Annotated in this window: 15 protein-coding genes; 2 read left to right on the plus strand and 13 right to left on the minus strand. The window is 68.1% G+C overall.

All coding sequences use genetic code 11. From position 1 onward, the window contains the following. Window positions 1–368: 368 nt before the first annotated feature. Window positions 369–791, minus strand: coding sequence for an HIT family protein (locus CMC5_RS33750; protein ID WP_050434251.1), 423 nt, complete (start codon window positions 789–791; stop codon window positions 369–371). A gap of 222 nt (window positions 792–1,013) precedes the next feature. On the opposite strand from CMC5_RS33750, the gene CMC5_RS33755 reads away from it, so the two are divergent. After that, the gene (locus tag CMC5_RS33755; RefSeq protein ID WP_245677979.1) at window positions 1,014–2,165 is read left to right on the plus strand and encodes a DNA polymerase beta superfamily protein; all 1,152 of its coding nucleotides are present in this window, start codon (window positions 1,014–1,016) and stop codon (window positions 2,163–2,165) included. Further along, the gene (locus CMC5_RS33760) at window positions 2,162–2,941 is read left to right on the plus strand and encodes a nucleotidyltransferase domain-containing protein (RefSeq protein WP_050434252.1); all 780 of its coding nucleotides are present in this window, start codon (window positions 2,162–2,164) and stop codon (window positions 2,939–2,941) included. The genes CMC5_RS33755 and CMC5_RS33760 overlap by 4 nt, the downstream gene beginning before the upstream one ends. Before the next feature lie 6 nt (window positions 2,942–2,947). Here CMC5_RS33760 and CMC5_RS33765 read toward each other — a convergent pair whose 3' ends face one another. From CMC5_RS33765 to CMC5_RS33820, 12 genes are all read right to left on the minus strand, one after another. Next, window positions 2,948–3,409, minus strand: a complete 462-nt coding sequence (locus tag CMC5_RS33765) for a hypothetical protein (protein WP_050434253.1) — start codon at window positions 3,407–3,409, stop codon at window positions 2,948–2,950. A 24-nt stretch (window positions 3,410–3,433) separates the two neighbouring features. After that, window positions 3,434–4,375, minus strand: a complete 942-nt coding sequence (locus CMC5_RS33770) for a type 1 glutamine amidotransferase family protein (protein ID WP_050434254.1) — start codon at window positions 4,373–4,375, stop codon at window positions 3,434–3,436. Between the two features lie 121 nt (window positions 4,376–4,496). Further along, on the minus strand, window positions 4,497–5,432 hold the full coding sequence (locus CMC5_RS33775) for a hypothetical protein (RefSeq protein ID WP_050434255.1): 936 nt from the start codon (window positions 5,430–5,432) through the stop codon (window positions 4,497–4,499). A gap of 54 nt (window positions 5,433–5,486) precedes the next feature. Beyond that, on the minus strand, window positions 5,487–6,929 hold the full coding sequence (locus CMC5_RS33780; RefSeq protein WP_156339060.1) for an AI-2E family transporter: 1,443 nt from the start codon (window positions 6,927–6,929) through the stop codon (window positions 5,487–5,489). Between the two features lie 14 nt (window positions 6,930–6,943). After that, window positions 6,944–7,468, minus strand: a complete 525-nt coding sequence (locus CMC5_RS33785) for an HIT family protein (RefSeq protein WP_050434257.1) — start codon at window positions 7,466–7,468, stop codon at window positions 6,944–6,946. A gap of 183 nt (window positions 7,469–7,651) precedes the next feature. Beyond that, window positions 7,652–8,086 carry a YfiM family protein gene (locus CMC5_RS33790; RefSeq protein ID WP_050434258.1) on the minus strand — a complete coding sequence of 145 codons (435 nt, stop codon included), beginning with the start codon at window positions 8,084–8,086 and terminating at the stop codon, window positions 7,652–7,654. Window positions 8,087–8,167: 81 nt separating this feature from the next. Continuing rightward, on the minus strand, window positions 8,168–9,898 hold the full coding sequence (locus tag CMC5_RS33795) for a 30S ribosomal protein S1 (RefSeq protein ID WP_050434259.1): 1,731 nt from the start codon (window positions 9,896–9,898) through the stop codon (window positions 8,168–8,170). Window positions 9,899–10,184: 286 nt separating this feature from the next. Further along, window positions 10,185–11,333 (minus strand): hypothetical protein, encoded by a 1,149-nt coding sequence (locus CMC5_RS33800; protein WP_050434260.1) that lies wholly within the window; start codon window positions 11,331–11,333, stop codon window positions 10,185–10,187. A 2-nt stretch (window positions 11,334–11,335) separates the two neighbouring features. Beyond that, entirely contained in the window at window positions 11,336–12,256 is a 921-nt protein-coding gene (locus CMC5_RS33805; protein ID WP_050434261.1) for a hypothetical protein, read from the minus strand. Between the two features lie 130 nt (window positions 12,257–12,386). Beyond that, window positions 12,387–13,097, minus strand: coding sequence for a (d)CMP kinase (gene cmk, locus CMC5_RS33810; RefSeq protein ID WP_050436289.1), 711 nt, complete (start codon window positions 13,095–13,097; stop codon window positions 12,387–12,389). Between the two features lie 11 nt (window positions 13,098–13,108). Then, entirely contained in the window at window positions 13,109–14,503 is a 1,395-nt protein-coding gene (gene aroA, locus CMC5_RS33815) for a 3-phosphoshikimate 1-carboxyvinyltransferase (protein WP_050434262.1), read from the minus strand. A 41-nt stretch (window positions 14,504–14,544) separates the two neighbouring features. Next, window positions 14,545–16,032, minus strand: a complete 1,488-nt coding sequence (locus CMC5_RS33820; RefSeq protein ID WP_050434263.1) for a serine/threonine-protein kinase — start codon at window positions 16,030–16,032, stop codon at window positions 14,545–14,547. Window positions 16,033–16,183: the final 151 nt, after the last annotated feature.

Genomic DNA, 16,183 nt, shown 5'->3' on the forward strand with positions numbered 1-16,183 from the left:
TTGGCCGGCGTGCAGGACTGAGATGGGCGATGTTGGATCCCACGATTCATTGAAATCGGTTCACGGTCAACGGGGATTTCGGTCACAAATCACTTTCGCGATCTCGTGACGACACCACTCACGAACATGTCGCGCGATGGGTGCGGCGAAGATGCACAGCACTTCACGGTGTTCCTGAAGACCTGTGAAAAGGATGCAGGTGAGCTGCACGAAATGCTCAGCCGCACGCGAACTATCCACTCTGGCGCGGCCGATGCAGTGAGCTTCTTATCAGCTACCCCCTCCACCGTTACGCGCCTTCCCACCGTCGTCTCTTCATTCGACATCGCGTGGACGGTTTCCGATGGACGGCACGCGTCGCTCACGCATCAGACTGAAAGTCCGGCGAGGAGCGCCTCTTTCACAGCAATCATCTCCCCCTCGTTCGCATAGGGGTGCCGCGGCCAGAAGAACCCCTTCAGGCCATCCTTCTTGCGCCGCGGCACCACGTGGACATGCAGGTGCGGCACGCTCTGACTGACCCGGTTGTTCATGGCGACGAACGTCCCTTCTGCGCCGAGAGAAGCTTCGACCGCACGTGCGAGGCGCTGGGCGCTCGTGAACAGAGGACCGACGAGTTCAGCAGGAAGCTCGGTCAACACCTCGACGTGGCCCCGCGGGACCAGCAAGCAGTGACCCGGGAAGAGCGGCCGGTGATCGAGAAAGGCCATCGCATGAGGCTCGTCGAGGACGACGTGCGCAGGCATCGAGCCGCGCACGATGTTGCAGAAGACACAGGGCTTCGTCGCCATACCCACCGCCTGCCGCGCGCCGTGCACGCCGTCAAGCAGCCGACCCCTGGCGCACCCCCTCGTGAACGTCGATGCTAGGCTCCGACACCATGGACCTCCGCCTGCGCGGCCTGGCATCTCGATCCTCTCGCCGTCGCGCTCCCGAACGGGACCGAGGTCATCACCCGCGTCGATCGGCTCATCGACGAGCGTCGAATCCCACAGGGTGCCGTCGGCCGGGTGATGGCCACGCGGGACGAAGGCCTCGACGTCATGCTGGTCGGCATCGGCGTGGTCCGCTACCAACGCCACGAGCTGTCTCCGCGCAAGGTTGGTCAGGTCCGCCACGCCGAGCGTCGGAGCGCCGCCTGGGACGCCCTCACACCATGCGCCGTGCTCGAGACCACCGTCGGCTCGCGCGCGTGGGGCCTGGCGAACGAGGGCTCCGACACGGACCGCCGCGGGATCTTCGCTCTCCCGTTCCCCTGGACGGCAGGTCTCTCCCAGCCCCCTTCCGATCTCGTCAGCAACGACGGAAGCACCGCTTACTGGGAGGTGGAAAAGGCGCTCCGCCAGGCGCTCAGGGCGGACCCCAACACCCTGGAGACCCTCTTCGTCGCCAGCGCGCGCCCCCTCGATCCCATCGGCGAGTGGATCCTCGAAGCGCGCTCGGCGTTCGTCTCCTCGGCGATCTACGGCAGCTTCGGCCGCTACGCGCTCTCTCAGCTCAAGCGCCTGGAGCAGGCGCAGCGCCTGGCCCAGCATCGCGAGCTGATCCTCGACTGGCTCGGACAGTCTCCCTCCCTCTCCCTCGATGCGGTCGCCCAGCGCCTCGCCGACGTCAGCCCACGTGCCGCCCCCACCGAGGCCGATCGGCACCTGATGGCGAAGGAACACGTGAAACAGCTCTACCGCTCCCTTCACGATCAGGGCCTGATCCCTACCCGGGATTTCCCCTCTCTCGTGAACTTTGCATGCACGGCGCGCCGCGATCTCGATCTCAGCCGCGACCTGCGCCCCAAGAATGCCTACAACCTCGTGCGCCTCCTCTCGATGGCCATCCAGTGGCTCCGCGTCGGAGAGGTCGACTTCACGGCACGCGGCGCGCTCCGAGAGCAGCTACTCGCCATCAAGAGCGGCCAGTGGCCGCTCGAGCGCACCCTCGCGACCGCCGAAGCGTTGACGCCCGAGCTGGAAGAAGCGAGACGAGTGACGAAGCTCCCCCCGCATCCCGACGTCGGTCGCGCGGAGGCCCTCCTCCGTCGGATCCGCGAGGAGATTGCACGGCGCCATTTCGTCTGCGCACCCGGCCCGCTCGGTCGCGATGCGCCCCCCGCTCCCGTCTCGGTCTGGGATGAGGGGGAAGGAACTCAGACTCAGGGAGACGACCCATGAACATGACGGTGCTCGACGCCAGACAGCAAATCGTGGCTGACCGGGTCCTCGACGAAGAGGAGAGACAACGTGCCCACCTGGTCGTGTCCCTCAGCGGCGCGCATGCCTACGGCTTCCCGTCGCCAGACAGCGATCTCGACCTCAAGTCGATCCACATCGAGCCCACCAGACGGCTCCTCGGCCTGATGCGCAGCGCGGCGAGCCCATCGCGCCTCGAGATCATCGACGGCGTCGAGGTGGACTACAGCTCCAACGAGATCCACCCCGTCCTGCTCGGCGTCCTTCAAGGCAACGGCAACTACATCGAGCGCATCCTCGGGCCCTTTCCCCTGCGGACCGCACCTGAACTCGATGCTCTGAAGCCCTTGTGCCTCGGCGCCCTCTCGCGCCGCGTCTTTCGTCATTACCTGGGCTTCGCCACCAGCCAGCGTCACGCCTGGGAGGCGAGCGAGCGCGCCTCGGTGAAGAAGTTGCTCTATGTCCTGCGCACCGCGCTGACTGGAGCACACGCCCTCACCACAGGAACCGTGGTGACGGACGTGACGCTCCTGCTCGACCAGTATGGCTTCTCCTCGGCCCACGAGCTCATCGACATCAAGCGCTCCGGAGAACGCTCGGAGCTGCCAGAAAACGTACGCGACCGATGGGCGGGGGAGATCGGACGCGCCTTCACCACGCTGACGGAAGCCCACGAACGCTCGCCCCTGCCCGAGGAGCCGCCCAACGCTGACGCCCTCGACGAGTGGCTCCTCACGCTACGGCGGGCTCGCTTCTGAGGCGGCTCAACGACACTCCGGCGGCAAGTTCTCCTCCTTGAGCATCGCCCGGATCGCCTCTCCCCCCTTGGCATCCCCCAGCACGCCCCGACACGCCCGCTGCGCTGCCTGGTAAATCAGACGATCCTCCGCAGGGGCCTGCCTCGCCGCCCGATCCAGCGCGTCGCAGCAGCGGGCCCAGCGCTCCTCCTCCGGGTGAGGCTCCGCAGGTTCCACCGACGACTCCTCGACGGCCTCGGACGCGCTGCCCTCACGCTGTGGTTCGATCCCTGGTGCTCGCCGAGGACCAGCGCGCTTGCTCACGCCAGCCGAAGCATCCTCTCGAACCTCGACCACCGCGGGCACCACACGACCCGAGACCCACAGCAGCAGCCCGCTCAGCAACGCCAGCAGCGCCACGGAGCCCCCCGCGAAGACGGCGATGTGGATCAGCGTGCGGCGCGTCAGACTGCGATCAGTGCTGGCCAACGCGCCTCAGGGTAGCCGTTCACGTCAGTGAGACGCGAGGACATCCTCGACGCGGTGGAACGCAGAAGGCTGCCGACTCCAGTAGTTGATCAACCGCCCGCCGCTGCTCATCCAGGCGTCACGATAACGTCCGTCGGGGGACTCGATCCGCACCAGCTTGTCCCCGCCCCGGAAGCCCCAGTGCCGCCCCTCGGCGTCGAAATGATCGACGAGCGCGCCCTGGCGGGTCCTGATGTGGAACTGATCGCTCGGGTCGTCCCACGACGTATCGACCACGAAGTCGTACACCTGCCAGATGTTCCCGCTGGGCAGCACACCCCAGTCGGTGTTCAGCCCCGAGTCGTTCGGCAATCCGAAGAGCATCTGGTCCGGGAAGCGACGCGCTGCAAAGTGGAGGTCGCCGTTCCGTGACGCGTCGTGGTGCAAGGTCACCATCGTCCGCCGCACCAGACCGAAGCCATCGCTATCCCCTGGCGAGTCCCAGGTCTTCCGGAACAGGTGCTCGCAGAGCTGATCCGCGCCCGCCGAGAAACCCACCGTGAGCAGCCCCCGCTGACGCCGCTCGTGCAGGATGCGACCGAACTTCCCGGCCTCTCCACTGAACCGAGCCCCCAGCTCCTTGTAGCGCCACAGCCCCTGCGAGGGATACCCGCCACCCAGCAGCACGACCTCCGAACTCCACAGGTGGTGCCAGAACAGGTCGACGTCCTCCTTCCGCAGGGAACTCGTCCAAAAGAACGGCACCGCTTCGAGTCCGAAGCGCTGGTAGAAGCTGAAGAAATAGCGGAATCGACCCCAGGAAAACTCCTGCCGCTCCATCTCGCTGCCCCCCTGCGGCGTCTCCGACATGGGCAGGAAGAGGATGCGCTTGTTGTCTCTGCCGCGCAGCGCCCGCTGCACGATGAGGTCGTTGTGGATGTAGTTGCAACGCTCGTGCGAGCTGTAGATCAGGGCGGTGCCTTGCATGAGGCCGCCATGTGAACCGGCGGACCTGGCCGGCGTCAAGAGGGCCCATCAATGCCTCGGACGCATCCGGGGCACGGCATTCGGTCCCCTCGAAGGCGCCGAGCCTTCGCCGTCTGGCGCCTCAGACCCGCCGCATCTGCATCTTGCGCGGCACGGCGCCAGAGCGCGTGAGCACCTCCAGCGCCTCCTTCTCCAGCGCCGGGTGGACGCCCCGGGGATTCACCCCCATCGGGTGCTTCTTCTTGGTGATGAAGCCTGTCAGGAACTGGACATTCATCGCCGAGAGCGCCCTCAGCGTGCCCTTCATCTTCTGGCTGTTGTTCGCCCAGGCGTATGCGAAGGCGCGCGCGCGCAGGAGCTGAGGCTTGAGATCGGAGTACGCAGCGTCGCTCGGATCGAAAGTCTCCAGCAGCTCGACCGCCTTTTTCGCCTGACCTGTCCGCGCCCAGGCCTCACCCACGATCGCCGCCAGGGTCGCCCGAGATCTCGGCTCCTTGTGACGGGACAGATCGATGGGATCGACCAGCCCACGCGCCTCGTCCGTCTCACCGAGCATGAGGTGGATCATCGCCCGCTGAGCCCGGGCCTCGTCGGCCATCGGAGGCATCAGCTTCTCCAGCTTGATCGACTCCAGCGTGCTCAGCGCGGTGCGCGGATCCTCCTGGAGCTGGAGCTGCGCCTTGGCGAACGTCGCCGCGACATCATCCTTCTTGAAGTCGGACTCCAGCTTGGAGATGGCCTCCTTCCGCGCCTCTGCAGAGTCGGCCTGGCGCACGATCTGCGCGACGGCCTGGGTCCGCTTCGTGAACCGGAGCGCCCACAGCACGATGCCGAGCACCGCCACCGTCAGGACGGCGGCCACGATCTTCGCCCACCAGCCCGGAATCGCGAACGCGATGCCCCACAGGATCAGCGCACCGATGCCGATTCTGATCGCCAGCGCCCGAGGCTTGAGCTGGGCCATGGGATCGGGCGGCGCCTTGCTGCGCAGGGCGGCGAGCGCATCCTCACGCTGCTGCTTGGAGATCTGCTTCTTCGACTTTCCAGGGTTGCTCATGCGTGGAATCCGGTTTCCTTGACGGTAGAGAGCGCCGAATGCCCGAGCCGCGCGCTATCGCTCGGCGACTTCGGGGTTCCGGGCGGAATCGGGCTCGATCCCTTGGATGCTCAGGGCACCGCCGCCGGCCTCCGCGCCTGCCGTCGAGAGGGGCATACGGGCCATGTCGATGGGAGGCAATGGCGGTGGAATCGGCGTGTTCGGTGGCGTGGCGGCCGGACGCCCCGGGGGAATCGTCGACGTCGGGTCTGGCAGCCCGAGTGCCGACTCCCGGAAGTGCAGGAAGATCGTCTGCACGATCGACAGGCAGGGCACCGCGAAGAGCGCTCCAGCGATCTGGAAGTAGTGCTCGCCCACGAGCAGCGAGAACACGACGAGCACCGGATGGATCTTCGCTGCGTCCCCGATGATCTTCGGGTTCAGGAAGTTCGCTTCCAGCTGGTGGATGCCCACGATCCAGGCAAGCACGCCGAAGGCCGTCGCCGGTGACTGTGTGAGACCGATGGCCACCGCCGGGATCGAGCTCAAGATCGATCCAAAGATCGGGATCAGCGACATCACACCGGCGAGGATCGAGAGAATCGGCCAGTACTTCAGCTCGAACAGCCAGAACCCGATCGCCGAGAGCACCCCGTTCACCAGGCAGATCAGGAGCTGCCCGCGCACGACCCCCGAGAGCCCCCGATCGAGCCGACGCAGGAAGCGATCGAATGACGGCCGGTTCTCCGGTGGCCACAGCTCACGGAAGAACCCCAGGATGCGCTCGTGGGTGAGTATGATGTAGCCCGCGAGCATCAGCGTGATGAAGAGCGTGAAGATGCCGCGGGAGATGGCGGACGCGATCTCTTTGCCCAGCTTGAGGAGGGTGAGCGAGTTCTGGCCGAGGAACTGGAAGGCGCGATCCATCCCCTCCTGGAGCATGGTCGCGCTGGTGAGCACGGGCTTCGGTCGTTCCTGCTCGAGCTTCCACACGCCGCCCTGCACCTCGCGGAGCTGCACGTCTCCGGAGAGCTGCACATCGAACGAGCCGTCGTCGAGACGCACGATGCGGAACGGTGCGCGTTCCGGCTCGGCCGGCTCGGGAGGTGCCCCTGGAACGGTGACGCGATCCTCCGTCGGCGGCACGGATGGTTGCGGCGCATCACGCCCCGTCCAGCTCCGGAGACGCTCGTCGAGCAACGGGAGCCACTGCTCGCGGGCACGCGCGACGTAGCGAGGTGCCTCCCGGGTGAGCGCCTTCCCCTCGGTGATGAGGCGGGGCACCGCGATCGCCACGAAGCCCCCGATCGCCCCCAGCGCGATCGCGTACACCAGCAGGATGGCCGCCCAGCGGGGAATCCGGATGCGCTCCAGCCGGAGCACCGCAGGCGTGCTGACGTAGGCCACGATCAGCGCAAGGATGAACGGTAGAAGGACCGCCCGCGCCCACACCACGATGACGACGGCGAGAACGGCGCTGATGGTCAGAAAAAGCGTGCTCTTGGTGGATCGCTGCAACCCAGATCCCTCGTTCACGTAGCCGCGCTGCCGCCGTCGTCCGACGGCAGATCTTGAAAGAAGCCGAGAAGGTGATCGCGCGTCGCCTCCAGCGCCTGGGGCATGACGCGCGTGTCGGCGAGCACGGGCATGAAATTCGTGTCGCCCGACCATCGAGGCACGATGTGAACGTGCAGGTGGGCCGCAACGCCCGCGCCAGCAACCGCGCCGAGGTTGATTCCGATGTTCAGCCCCTCGGCGCGCACCGCCCGCTGGAGCCGCGTGGCCGTCTCCCGCACGAGCCGGAAGAGCGCATCGTGATCCGGCGCGGAGAGTTCATGGAGCGCGGCCACGTGCACGTGCGGGACGACGAGCAGGTGGCCCGCGGCAAATGGATAGCGGTTGAGCATCACGAAGGCGCAGGGCGTGACAGCCACCACGAACCGACTCCGCCGCTCGTCCTCCGAGGCGTCGTGAACGCCACAGAAGATGCACTCGCCGCGGTCTTTCGGCCCCAGGATGTACTCCATGCGCCAGGGAGCCCAGAGCGGATTGCCCATCAGGCGAGACGCTAGCATGGCGCAAGGGCGCGAGGGACGCGCCGCTGCGCAGGAAAAGCCGGAAGCGAGGGCCGATCGGGCGCAGCTGGTCCGGGTGCCGCGAGGAGCGACCGGCGCTGCCCTTGCAGCGGTGCGTCAGCGCCGCGCGGCAGCGGTGCGTCAGCGCCGCCCGGCCGCGGAACGTCAGCGCCCCGGGGCGAACCACGCGGGGCGCGCCGCGTAGTCCACGGAGGCGGCAAAGAGCAGCCCGAAGACGGTGCCCACGACGTCCCAAGCCAGGTCCCGGAGCGAGGGCTGACCGAACCCGGCGGCGTCGAGCACCTCCTTGGTGGCCCCTGCGCTCAGCGCCAGAATCGCCCCCACGGCGAGACGTCCTGGCACATCGCGTGTCCCGAGCGCTCCCAGCGCGTACCCCCCCCCTGCAATCGCTGCAGATGCCGTGAAGTGAAGCGCTTTGTCATGCCCGACCCACGGATCCCTGGGCGCGAGCGCCGGAGCTGCCGGACGGACCAGCGGGGAGCGCCTCGGCAGCGCGCTCTCCTGGGCAGACGCCAGGTTCGGTGCCAGGACGAGGGCCGAGGCGACCAGGGCCGCGACGGGAACCAGAAGGCGGAACATCAGGCGCATCGTACACCGCCCGGAAAGCAAAAAGCCGGCCCCCATCGGGGACCGGCCTTCTACCGTCGTGTCAGGAGTCGATCACTTGAGGTCGAGCTTGGCGCCCAACTTCTCCTTGATCAGGTCACCGATGGTACCGGCCACCGGCTTCTCCTCACCCTCCTCCTTGCGCTTCTGCTGCTGACGCGGCTGAGGCGCAGGACGCTCCATCCCGATGTTCTTCATCGTGGCGAAGAGCCGGCGGTCCACCGTGTCGAGCGAGGAGACCTCGACCTTGGCCTTGTCGCCCACCTTGAGCTTGCCGCCCTCGGGGTCGGTGACCTCGTTCGTGGGCACCAGGCCCTCGATGCCCTCGCGCAGGCGGACGAACACGCCGTACTCGCAGAGGCTGACCACGAGGGACTCCTCCACGACCTTCCCGGGCGGGAACTCGGCGAGCATCGTCGGCCAGGGATCGTCCCAGAGCTGCTTGATGCCGAGGGAGACCTTCTTCTCGTCGTGGTTGATCGAGAGGATGATCGCCTCGACCTCATCACCCTTGTGATAGAGGTCGCTCGGGTTGTTGACCCGCACCGTCCACGAGAGATCGCTCTTGTGGACCATGCCGTCGACGCCCTCTTCGATCCCGACGAACACACCGTAGTCGGTGAGCGAACGGACCTTGCCCGCGATCTTGTCGCCGGGGTGGTACTTGTCCGTGAAGAGCATCCAGGGATCGGGCTCGAGCTGCTTGAGACCGAGGCTGATGCGCTTCGCGCGTGCGTCGACCTCGAGTACCTGGCACTCGATCTCCTGGCCGACCTCGAGGAGCTTCGACGGGTGCTTGACCTTCTTGGTCCAGCTCATCTCGCTCACGTGGATCAGGCCCTCGATGCCCGGCTCCAGCTCCACGAAGGCGCCGTAGTCGGTGATCGACATGACCTTGCCGCGAACCTTCTTGCCGGCCGGGTAGGCCTCCTCGGCGTGGTTCCACGGATCCTCCTGGGTCTGCTTCAGGCCCAGGGAGACGCGCTCGGTGTCGGGGTTGTACTTGAGGACCTTGACGGTGACCTCGTCGCCAACCTGGAACACCTCGTTGGGGTGGTTGACCCGACCCCAGGACATGTCGGTGATGTGCAGGAGGCCATCGATACCGCCGAGATCGACGAAGGCGCCGTACTCGGTGATGTTCTTGATGGTCCCCTTGACGACCATGCCCTCGGTCAGGGTCTCGAGCGTCTTCTGCTTCATCTCGTCGCGCTCGCGCTCCAGGAGCACGCGCCGCGACAGCACGATGTTGCCACGCTTCTTGTTGAACTTGATGACCTTGAACTTGTAGGTCTGCCCGATCAGCTTGTCCAAGTTCCGGATCGGGCGGAGGTCGACCTGCGACCCCGGAAGGAATGCCTTCACGCCACCCTTGATCGTGACGGACAGGCCACCCTTCACACGCTGGCTGATGGTCCCCTCGATGAGCTCATCCGCCTCGCAGGCGTTCGAGATCTCATCCCAGACCTTCATCTTGTCGGCTTTTTCCTTCGACAAGGTGACGAGGCCGTCGTCGTTCTCACGGCTCTCGATGTAGACATCGACCTTGTCGCCAGCCTTCACGGCCGACTGACCGCCGGCGTCAGCGAACTCCCGCAGAGGGATGACGCCTTCGCTCTTGCCACCGATGTCGACGACCACGGAGTCGCGGTTTACCGCCACCACCGTGCCCGCGATGATCTCCCCCTCGCGCGCGAAATCGCCTCCCTCGACGCTCTGCTCGAAGAGCGAGGCGAAGCTGTCCATTCCGGACGAGGCTTCCTCCATAATCACGTTGCTTGTCATGTTACCGGTTCTTATTTCCTTTCCTTCCCTGGGATTCGCCGAGCGTTCGCCTGCTCTATCCGAGCTGGCACTCACAAGACGGAAGAGCGGACGCACCCGCAGCATGCACCCGTCCCCTCGGGAGAGGCGAGCGTGTAATCCCGGCAAGCCCCTCTGTCAATGCAACGTCCGAGCCAGGGTAATTTTTATCAGGCGACCGGGAATATGCGGGTAAATCCGCATCCCAGCCCGACGCCGTTCCTCTGCCGAGGGCAGACCCTTCCGACGCCCATGCAGGGGCTGGCGCTCAGGGAGACGAGAAGGACCGGAGGGTGGTGGCGAGGCGCTGGAACGCTTGATCTAGGCCATCCGCGGGCCAGACCGTGTTGACCTCAGCCGCGTCGGTCGCGGCCGTGATGACCGTGGATTGAAGCGCTCGCTTCTCCCCCATGCGGTCCGGCATCAGCAGCATCACCAGCTTGAGGCCGGCGACGATGGTCTTCAGATCCTCGGTCAGTGTGGCCGCCGTCTCGCCACTCACGGGGGAGACGCGCATCGCGATCTTCGGGGCCTCGTCCAGCGTGAATGAGCCCACGGTGCGGCCCGCGCGCCGGAACAACCCGCGGCCCCCGTTCGTCAGCAGCCCTCCCAGCTCACCACCGACGCCATCCCACGCTTCGCGGGTGACCACGAACGTCATCGTCCCTGATTCCGGGAGACCGATCCGCTGCCAGTCGTCCGAAGCAATGAGCGACGCGCGCACGATGGGCGTGTCCGTACCGATGAGGATCGTCCCGTCCTCGGCTTGACCGATCGTCACGCCGCCTGGACCGATCATCAGATCGGCGTCACGCCGCCAGCCGGGCCAGCTCTCCTCGCGCGCCACCTTCTCGACGCCGGGCACCACACCTCCCGGTTTGATCTTGCCACCCAGCAGCACCACCCAGCTCGTCGCATCGGTGGACGCCACGACCAGCTCGCGCACGTCGGCGAAGCTCACGCCCGTCGCCGAGGTCAGCCGCGACTTCCGGGTCTTTCCCCCAACGTTGATGTCCACCAGCGGCCACAGGTGCTTGCGCACGGGTGCCGAGAGCGCGACATCCGCGGCGTCGACGCGGATTGCCACGTTGGCGTTGCCAGGGATGTGTCGACGCGCGACCGGCTCGTAGTTCACCACGCCGAAGTAGAACCAGAGCAGCCCGCCGACGATCGCACCGAGCGTGAGCCCGATCGCGGCGACCGCGCAGCCGATCCGCGCCCCGCGCGACGGCCCTGGCTTCGGCCCAAGCGGAGCGCCTCCAGCCGGCCCACCTGCGGGCCCGTCGATCACCGTCGCCCGCGCACCTTGCGTCGGATCGAACGGAGCCGGCCCTGGGGCGGCCCCTTGATGCGGATCGTCGATGACGGTGGGCCGGGCGTCTCCGCCAGACGGCGGATCGATCAGCGTGCGCGCCACGGTCAGCCGGGCTCCCCGCCCGAGAGCAGCGCGAGCACCACCTGCGAGGGAAGCTTCCAGCGCACCCTCACCGTTCGCTCGATCTGCTCGATGCTCAGCGCCTTCATGATCTCTGCGTAGCGCAAATCGCGCACATTGTCGCGGAGGACCTCCAGGAAGCGGCGTGCGCGCTGCGCCCCGTCGGCCGTGTGCGCCACGATCTCCGCCTCCACCAGCGCGCCCTCCTCGTCGAGCATGCTGTTCGCGCGGACGCGCTCCACGCCTCCGATCACGTTCGCGATCGAAGGGAAGCTGCGCTCGAGGTGCGACGGCAGCCTCCCCGCCTTGAGATCGAGGCTGACCAGCCCATCCGCAGCCGGATCACCGCGCCCCTCGTCGGGGCCATCGCGCAGCACCCGGCCCACGCTGCTCGCTTCCACCGGGGACGCGAAGATCAGCGCGCGCTCTCCCAGCCGCACGATCCTGGCCACCCCGGCGCGCGGCGGATCGTCCCGCCGATCGAACACGTCGACGCCCTCGCGCAGCTGCGGACGGACGTCCCAGGTCGCCGAGGACGGCTCGAGCTCGGTCATCCTCCCCTCGAAGGCGATGACCCGATCCCCCTCGTCGAGGTGAGCGAGTCGCAACCCGATCCACACCACGTCTGCGCGCCTCGCCGCCTCACCGAGCAGCGCGTCCGGCTCGTCGGCGAGCGCGCGCGCCGCGAGCTGCTCGGCTGCAGCCGCACCGAGACCCGCGCGCATGCGCGCGACGTCCACCCGTATCACCAGGTCCAGATCCGCAGGGAGCAGCTCACTCGCGTCGAGACGCCGGATGACGTGCGGCGGCCTCGGCCCGGGCGCAGCGCCAGGGATCTCCGAACACCCGCACAGCCCAGCCGTCGACAGCGCGAGACACGTGCCTCCGAGCACGACCCCCCGCATTCCCCTTCCGCTCTGCGTCAGCCTCTGCAGCACCGAAGGTCTTCCCCCCGCATCGATCCTCGCGCCGACACCTTGCCCCCGGCGTGACGGTCCCTCGCCTGGCCCCGGCTCTTCCGAGGCCGAGGCGCGCTCAGCGCACGCCCGCACGGGCCTCCACGACGCGCACCATCTCCTCGACGATCTCTTCGGGGGCGCGGTTCGCAGAGTCGATGACGATGGCGTCTTCCGCCTGACGCAGCGGCGCGACCGCACGCTCCGAGTCGGCCCGATCGCGCTCGACCACGTCGGTCAGCGTGTCCTCGAAGCTCACCCCCACCCCACGGGCCGCCAGCTCGTCGTAGCGACGCCGCGCGCGCACCTCGGCCGGTGCCGTGAGAAAGAACTTCACCTCCGCATCCGGGAACACCACCGTCCCGATGTCGCGCCCTTCGAGCACCACACCCCCCGAGGCCCCTGCCTGCCGCTGCATCGCCAGCAGCGCCTGCCGCACCGCAGGGATCGCCGACACCCGGCTCGCCCCCACGCTGATCTCCGGCGTCCGGATCGCGTCGGAGACATCCTCACCGTCGAGCAGCACCTGCATCCCGCCCGCCCGCTGCGTCTCTGGCCGCTTCACCCCGGGCAGCACGATCCGCTCCTGCTCGGCGAGCTGCGTCGCCAGCGCCGCGATGCCCTCCGCGTCACCCCAGCCGAGCCCCACCCTCGACGCGGCGAGTGCCACCGTCCGGTAGAGCGCCCCCGTGTCGAGCAGCAGGTAGCCGAGACGCGCCGCGAGCCCCCGCGCCACCGTTCCCTTCCCCGCACCCGCGGGGCCATCGATCGCGACACACAGCCGCCGCATCGTCTCGCCGCTCACGCCTTCGCTCCCTCTCCGCCACCGGACTCGGCCCCCCCGTCGCTCGTCACCTCGATCGTCGCGCCGAGGGCGCGCAGCGTCCCCACGAAGCGCGGGAAACTCGTCGCGATGCACGCCGCATCGCGCACCCGGCTCGGCCCATCGGCGCAGAGCCCCAGGACGGCCGCTGCCATCGCGACCCGGTGATCCCCCTCGCTCTCCACCTCTGCCGCAGTGAACGCCCCCTCCTCGCGTCCCTCGATCAGCATCCCATCCGGCCGCTCCTCGCACGCCACACCGAAGGCGCGGAGCACCCTCGCCATCGCCGCGATGCGATCGCTCTCCTTTACCCGCAGCTCCGCGGCGTCACGCACCTCGGTCACCCCGCGCGCCCGCGCCGCCAGCACGCACAGGATGGGCAGCTCGTCGATCGCGCGCGCCACGACCTCCCCACCGACGCGCGTGGCCCGCAGCGCCGCAGCGCCGCCGTGCACATCCCCGATCGGCTCCCCCATCTCCTCGCCCCTCGCCTCCACGGCGAACACCCCCTCCATCCCACGCAGTGCCTCCAGGAACCCCGTGCGGGTCGGGTTCACGCCGACACGCCGCGCCGTCACGTGGCTTCCCGGAACGATCTGCGCCGCGGCGATGAGGAAGCTCGCTGCCGAGATGTCCCCGGGCACCTCCACATCCAGCGCCGGCAGCTCGCCCGACCAGCCCGACGGGTCCAGCTCCACCATCGCCCCCGCGGTACGGAGCGGCACACCGAGCGCGCTCAGCATCCGCTCCGTGTGATCCCGTGACACGATCGGCTCGCGCACATACGTCGCCTCGGGCGCGTACAGCCCCGAGAGCAAGAGCGCGCTCTTCACCTGCGCGCTCGCAACGGGCAGCTCGTACTCGATGCCACACAGTGTATGCGGTGCTGGCAAGGGGCCGATGTCGAGCGGCGCGGTGATCTCACCCACCCGCCGCGGATCCAGGTTCCCCTCGATCCGCGCCCCGCGCATCCGCAACGGCCGCGCCACGCGCTCCATCGGCCGCCGCGAGAGCGAGGCATCCCCGATCAGCCGGGTCACGAAGCGCTGCGCGGCCAGCACCCCGGCGAGCAGCCGCATCGTCGTCCCCGAGTTCCCGCAGTCGATGGGAGCGGCCGGCGCTTGCAACCCCAGGAGCCCCGCTCCCTCGATCAGCATCTCCGTGGGCGACGGCTCCTCGATGCGAATCCCGAACGCGCGGAGCGCGGCGAGCGTCGCCCGGTTGTCTTCGCCCAGCGCGGCGCCCCGGATGCGGCTGCGCCCGCTGGCGATGCCAGCCAGCAGGATGGCGCGGTGGGTGATGCTCTTGTCGGCAGGGACCGGCACGCTCCCGAAGAGCGGCTTGGTTGCCGGGTGGATGACCAGATCGGGCACGGCGAGGCCTGTAGCAGAAACTGGCCCCCCTGGGCGCCCCCTCAGCGTCCGAGCGCGCGGATGCTCGCCGAAGCAAGCTCGACCGCGACCGCGACCCCTGCCTGGGCCTGCTCCTGGAGCTGCGGTCGCGCCATCCCCCGGCGCGCTTCCATCCCCACCCCTGCGGAGATCACGACCGCTGCCGCTGCCGCCGCCGCCGCCCACAGCGAGCGCGAGCGCATCGCCCGCGGCATCGGTGCCGGTACCGGGGTCAGCGAGATCCCGCTACGATCCCAGCTCGCGTTGGTGAGGGTCGCCGGACCCAGCGATGACGCCGGGGGCCGCGACGACACCGCCTTTTTCGGCGGCAACGTGGGCATCAGTGCCGACGGCAGCGCAGGCCTCACCGAGGGTGCTGACGGCGTCACCGTCGCCACGACCGGGTTCACCGTGGACACGCTCACCGGCGCAGCACGCGACCGAGAAGCGGGAACCGGCGTCGCACCTGGCGAGCCCACCCGCACCGTCGCGTCGGCAGAAAGTAGCGCTGGACTCGGATCGAGCACCGGCGGCGGCGGCAGATCGCTCACAGCGATCAGCCGGATCGGCGACGCATCGGGGATCATCGACGCTGGGCATCCCATCACCTGCCGGATGCGCGCGACCACGGGCGCGCAGTCCACCGGCGCGTACGGCGCCAGCGCCACCGCCAGCTCGGCCGCGGACTGGAAGCGCTTCTCGCGGTCCTTCTCCAGGCAGCGCAGGATCACCGCCGAGAGCCCAGGCGGCAGGTTGCTCACCAGCTCGGAGGGCGGTGTCGGCTCCTTCTCGCAGATCGCGGCAATGAGCGGGAGCACCGTCGCCCCTTGCTGACCGAAGGGCAGCTTCCCGGTGACCATCTGGTACAGCACCACCCCGAGCGACCAGAGATCGCTGCGCCCATCGATGTCACGCCGCGTCTGCGCCTGCTCCGGCGACATGTAGCAAGGCGAGCCTGCGAGCAGCCCCGTGCTCATCGGCCCGCGCTGGCTCTCGGGCGGCGGGCTGACCGCGATCTTCGCCAGACCGAAGTCGAGCACCTTGACCATCACCGCGCCATGCCGACGCTGCGCGAGAAACAGGTTGGCTGGCTTGATGTCACGGTGGACGATCCCCAGCGTGTGCGCTTCGGCGAGCGCATCGCACACCTCGATCGCGTACCGCGTGGCGTCCCGCACCGACAGCGTTCCGCGCCGGGCGAGCACCGCCGCGAGGTCGTTGCCTTCCAGGTGCTCCATCACCATGAAGGGCACCACACCGTGCTCGCCCACGTCGATCACCCGTGCGACGTGGTCGCTCTCCAGCGCGCACGCCGTCCACGCCTCCCGAAGAAAGCACTCGGCCGCACCATGGATCTCCACGGCGTGAGGCAGCATCAGCTTGATGGCGCGTTGCTTCTGTAGGCGGAGATGCGTGACCGCCACCACGACGCCCATCCCCCCACGTCCGAGCACACGATCAATGCGGTACTTCTCCGCGATGACGTCGCCCAGGCTGACCGGATCATCCATGTCGCCCTCCGGTATCCCGAGCAGACGATGGTACACAGCGCTCACCAGGGGAGAAGCTGCAATGCTGGAAAGAGGAGCGGTCTGTGCGTCGAGCACGTGACACCGCCCACGATGTGGGACAACTCCTCAGGAAGTAAGGTCCGGCTCCTCC

Source organism: Chondromyces crocatus (genome assembly GCF_001189295.1).
Lineage (GTDB): Bacteria > Myxococcota_A > Polyangia > Polyangiales > Polyangiaceae > Chondromyces > Chondromyces crocatus.

Bases quoted from the DNA above. Each gene is read 5' to 3' on its own strand.
- CMC5_RS33750 (WP_050434251.1), bottom strand. From the start codon at position 791: ATGGCGACGAAGCCCTGTGTCTTCTGCAACATCGTGCGCGGCTCGATG.
- CMC5_RS33755 (WP_245677979.1), top strand. From the start codon at position 1,014: ATGGCCACGCGGGACGAAGGCCTCGACGTCATGCTGGTCGGCATCGGC.
- CMC5_RS33760 (WP_050434252.1), top strand. From the start codon at position 2,162: ATGAACATGACGGTGCTCGACGCCAGACAGCAAATCGTGGCTGACCGG.
- CMC5_RS33770 (WP_050434254.1), bottom strand. From the start codon at position 4,375: ATGCAAGGCACCGCCCTGATCTACAGCTCGCACGAGCGTTGCAACTAC.
- CMC5_RS33775 (WP_050434255.1), bottom strand. From the start codon at position 5,432: ATGAGCAACCCTGGAAAGTCGAAGAAGCAGATCTCCAAGCAGCAGCGT.
- CMC5_RS33785 (WP_050434257.1), bottom strand. From the start codon at position 7,468: ATGGGCAATCCGCTCTGGGCTCCCTGGCGCATGGAGTACATCCTGGGG.
- CMC5_RS33790 (WP_050434258.1), bottom strand. From the start codon at position 8,086: ATGTTCCGCCTTCTGGTTCCCGTCGCGGCCCTGGTCGCCTCGGCCCTC.
- CMC5_RS33795 (WP_050434259.1), bottom strand. From the start codon at position 9,898: ATGACAAGCAACGTGATTATGGAGGAAGCCTCGTCCGGAATGGACAGC.
- CMC5_RS33805 (WP_050434261.1), bottom strand. From the start codon at position 12,256: ATGCGGGGGGTCGTGCTCGGAGGCACGTGTCTCGCGCTGTCGACGGCT.
- cmk (WP_050436289.1), bottom strand. From the start codon at position 13,097: ATGCGGCGGCTGTGTGTCGCGATCGATGGCCCCGCGGGTGCGGGGAAG.
- CMC5_RS33820 (WP_050434263.1), bottom strand. From the start codon at position 16,032: ATGGATGATCCGGTCAGCCTGGGCGACGTCATCGCGGAGAAGTACCGC.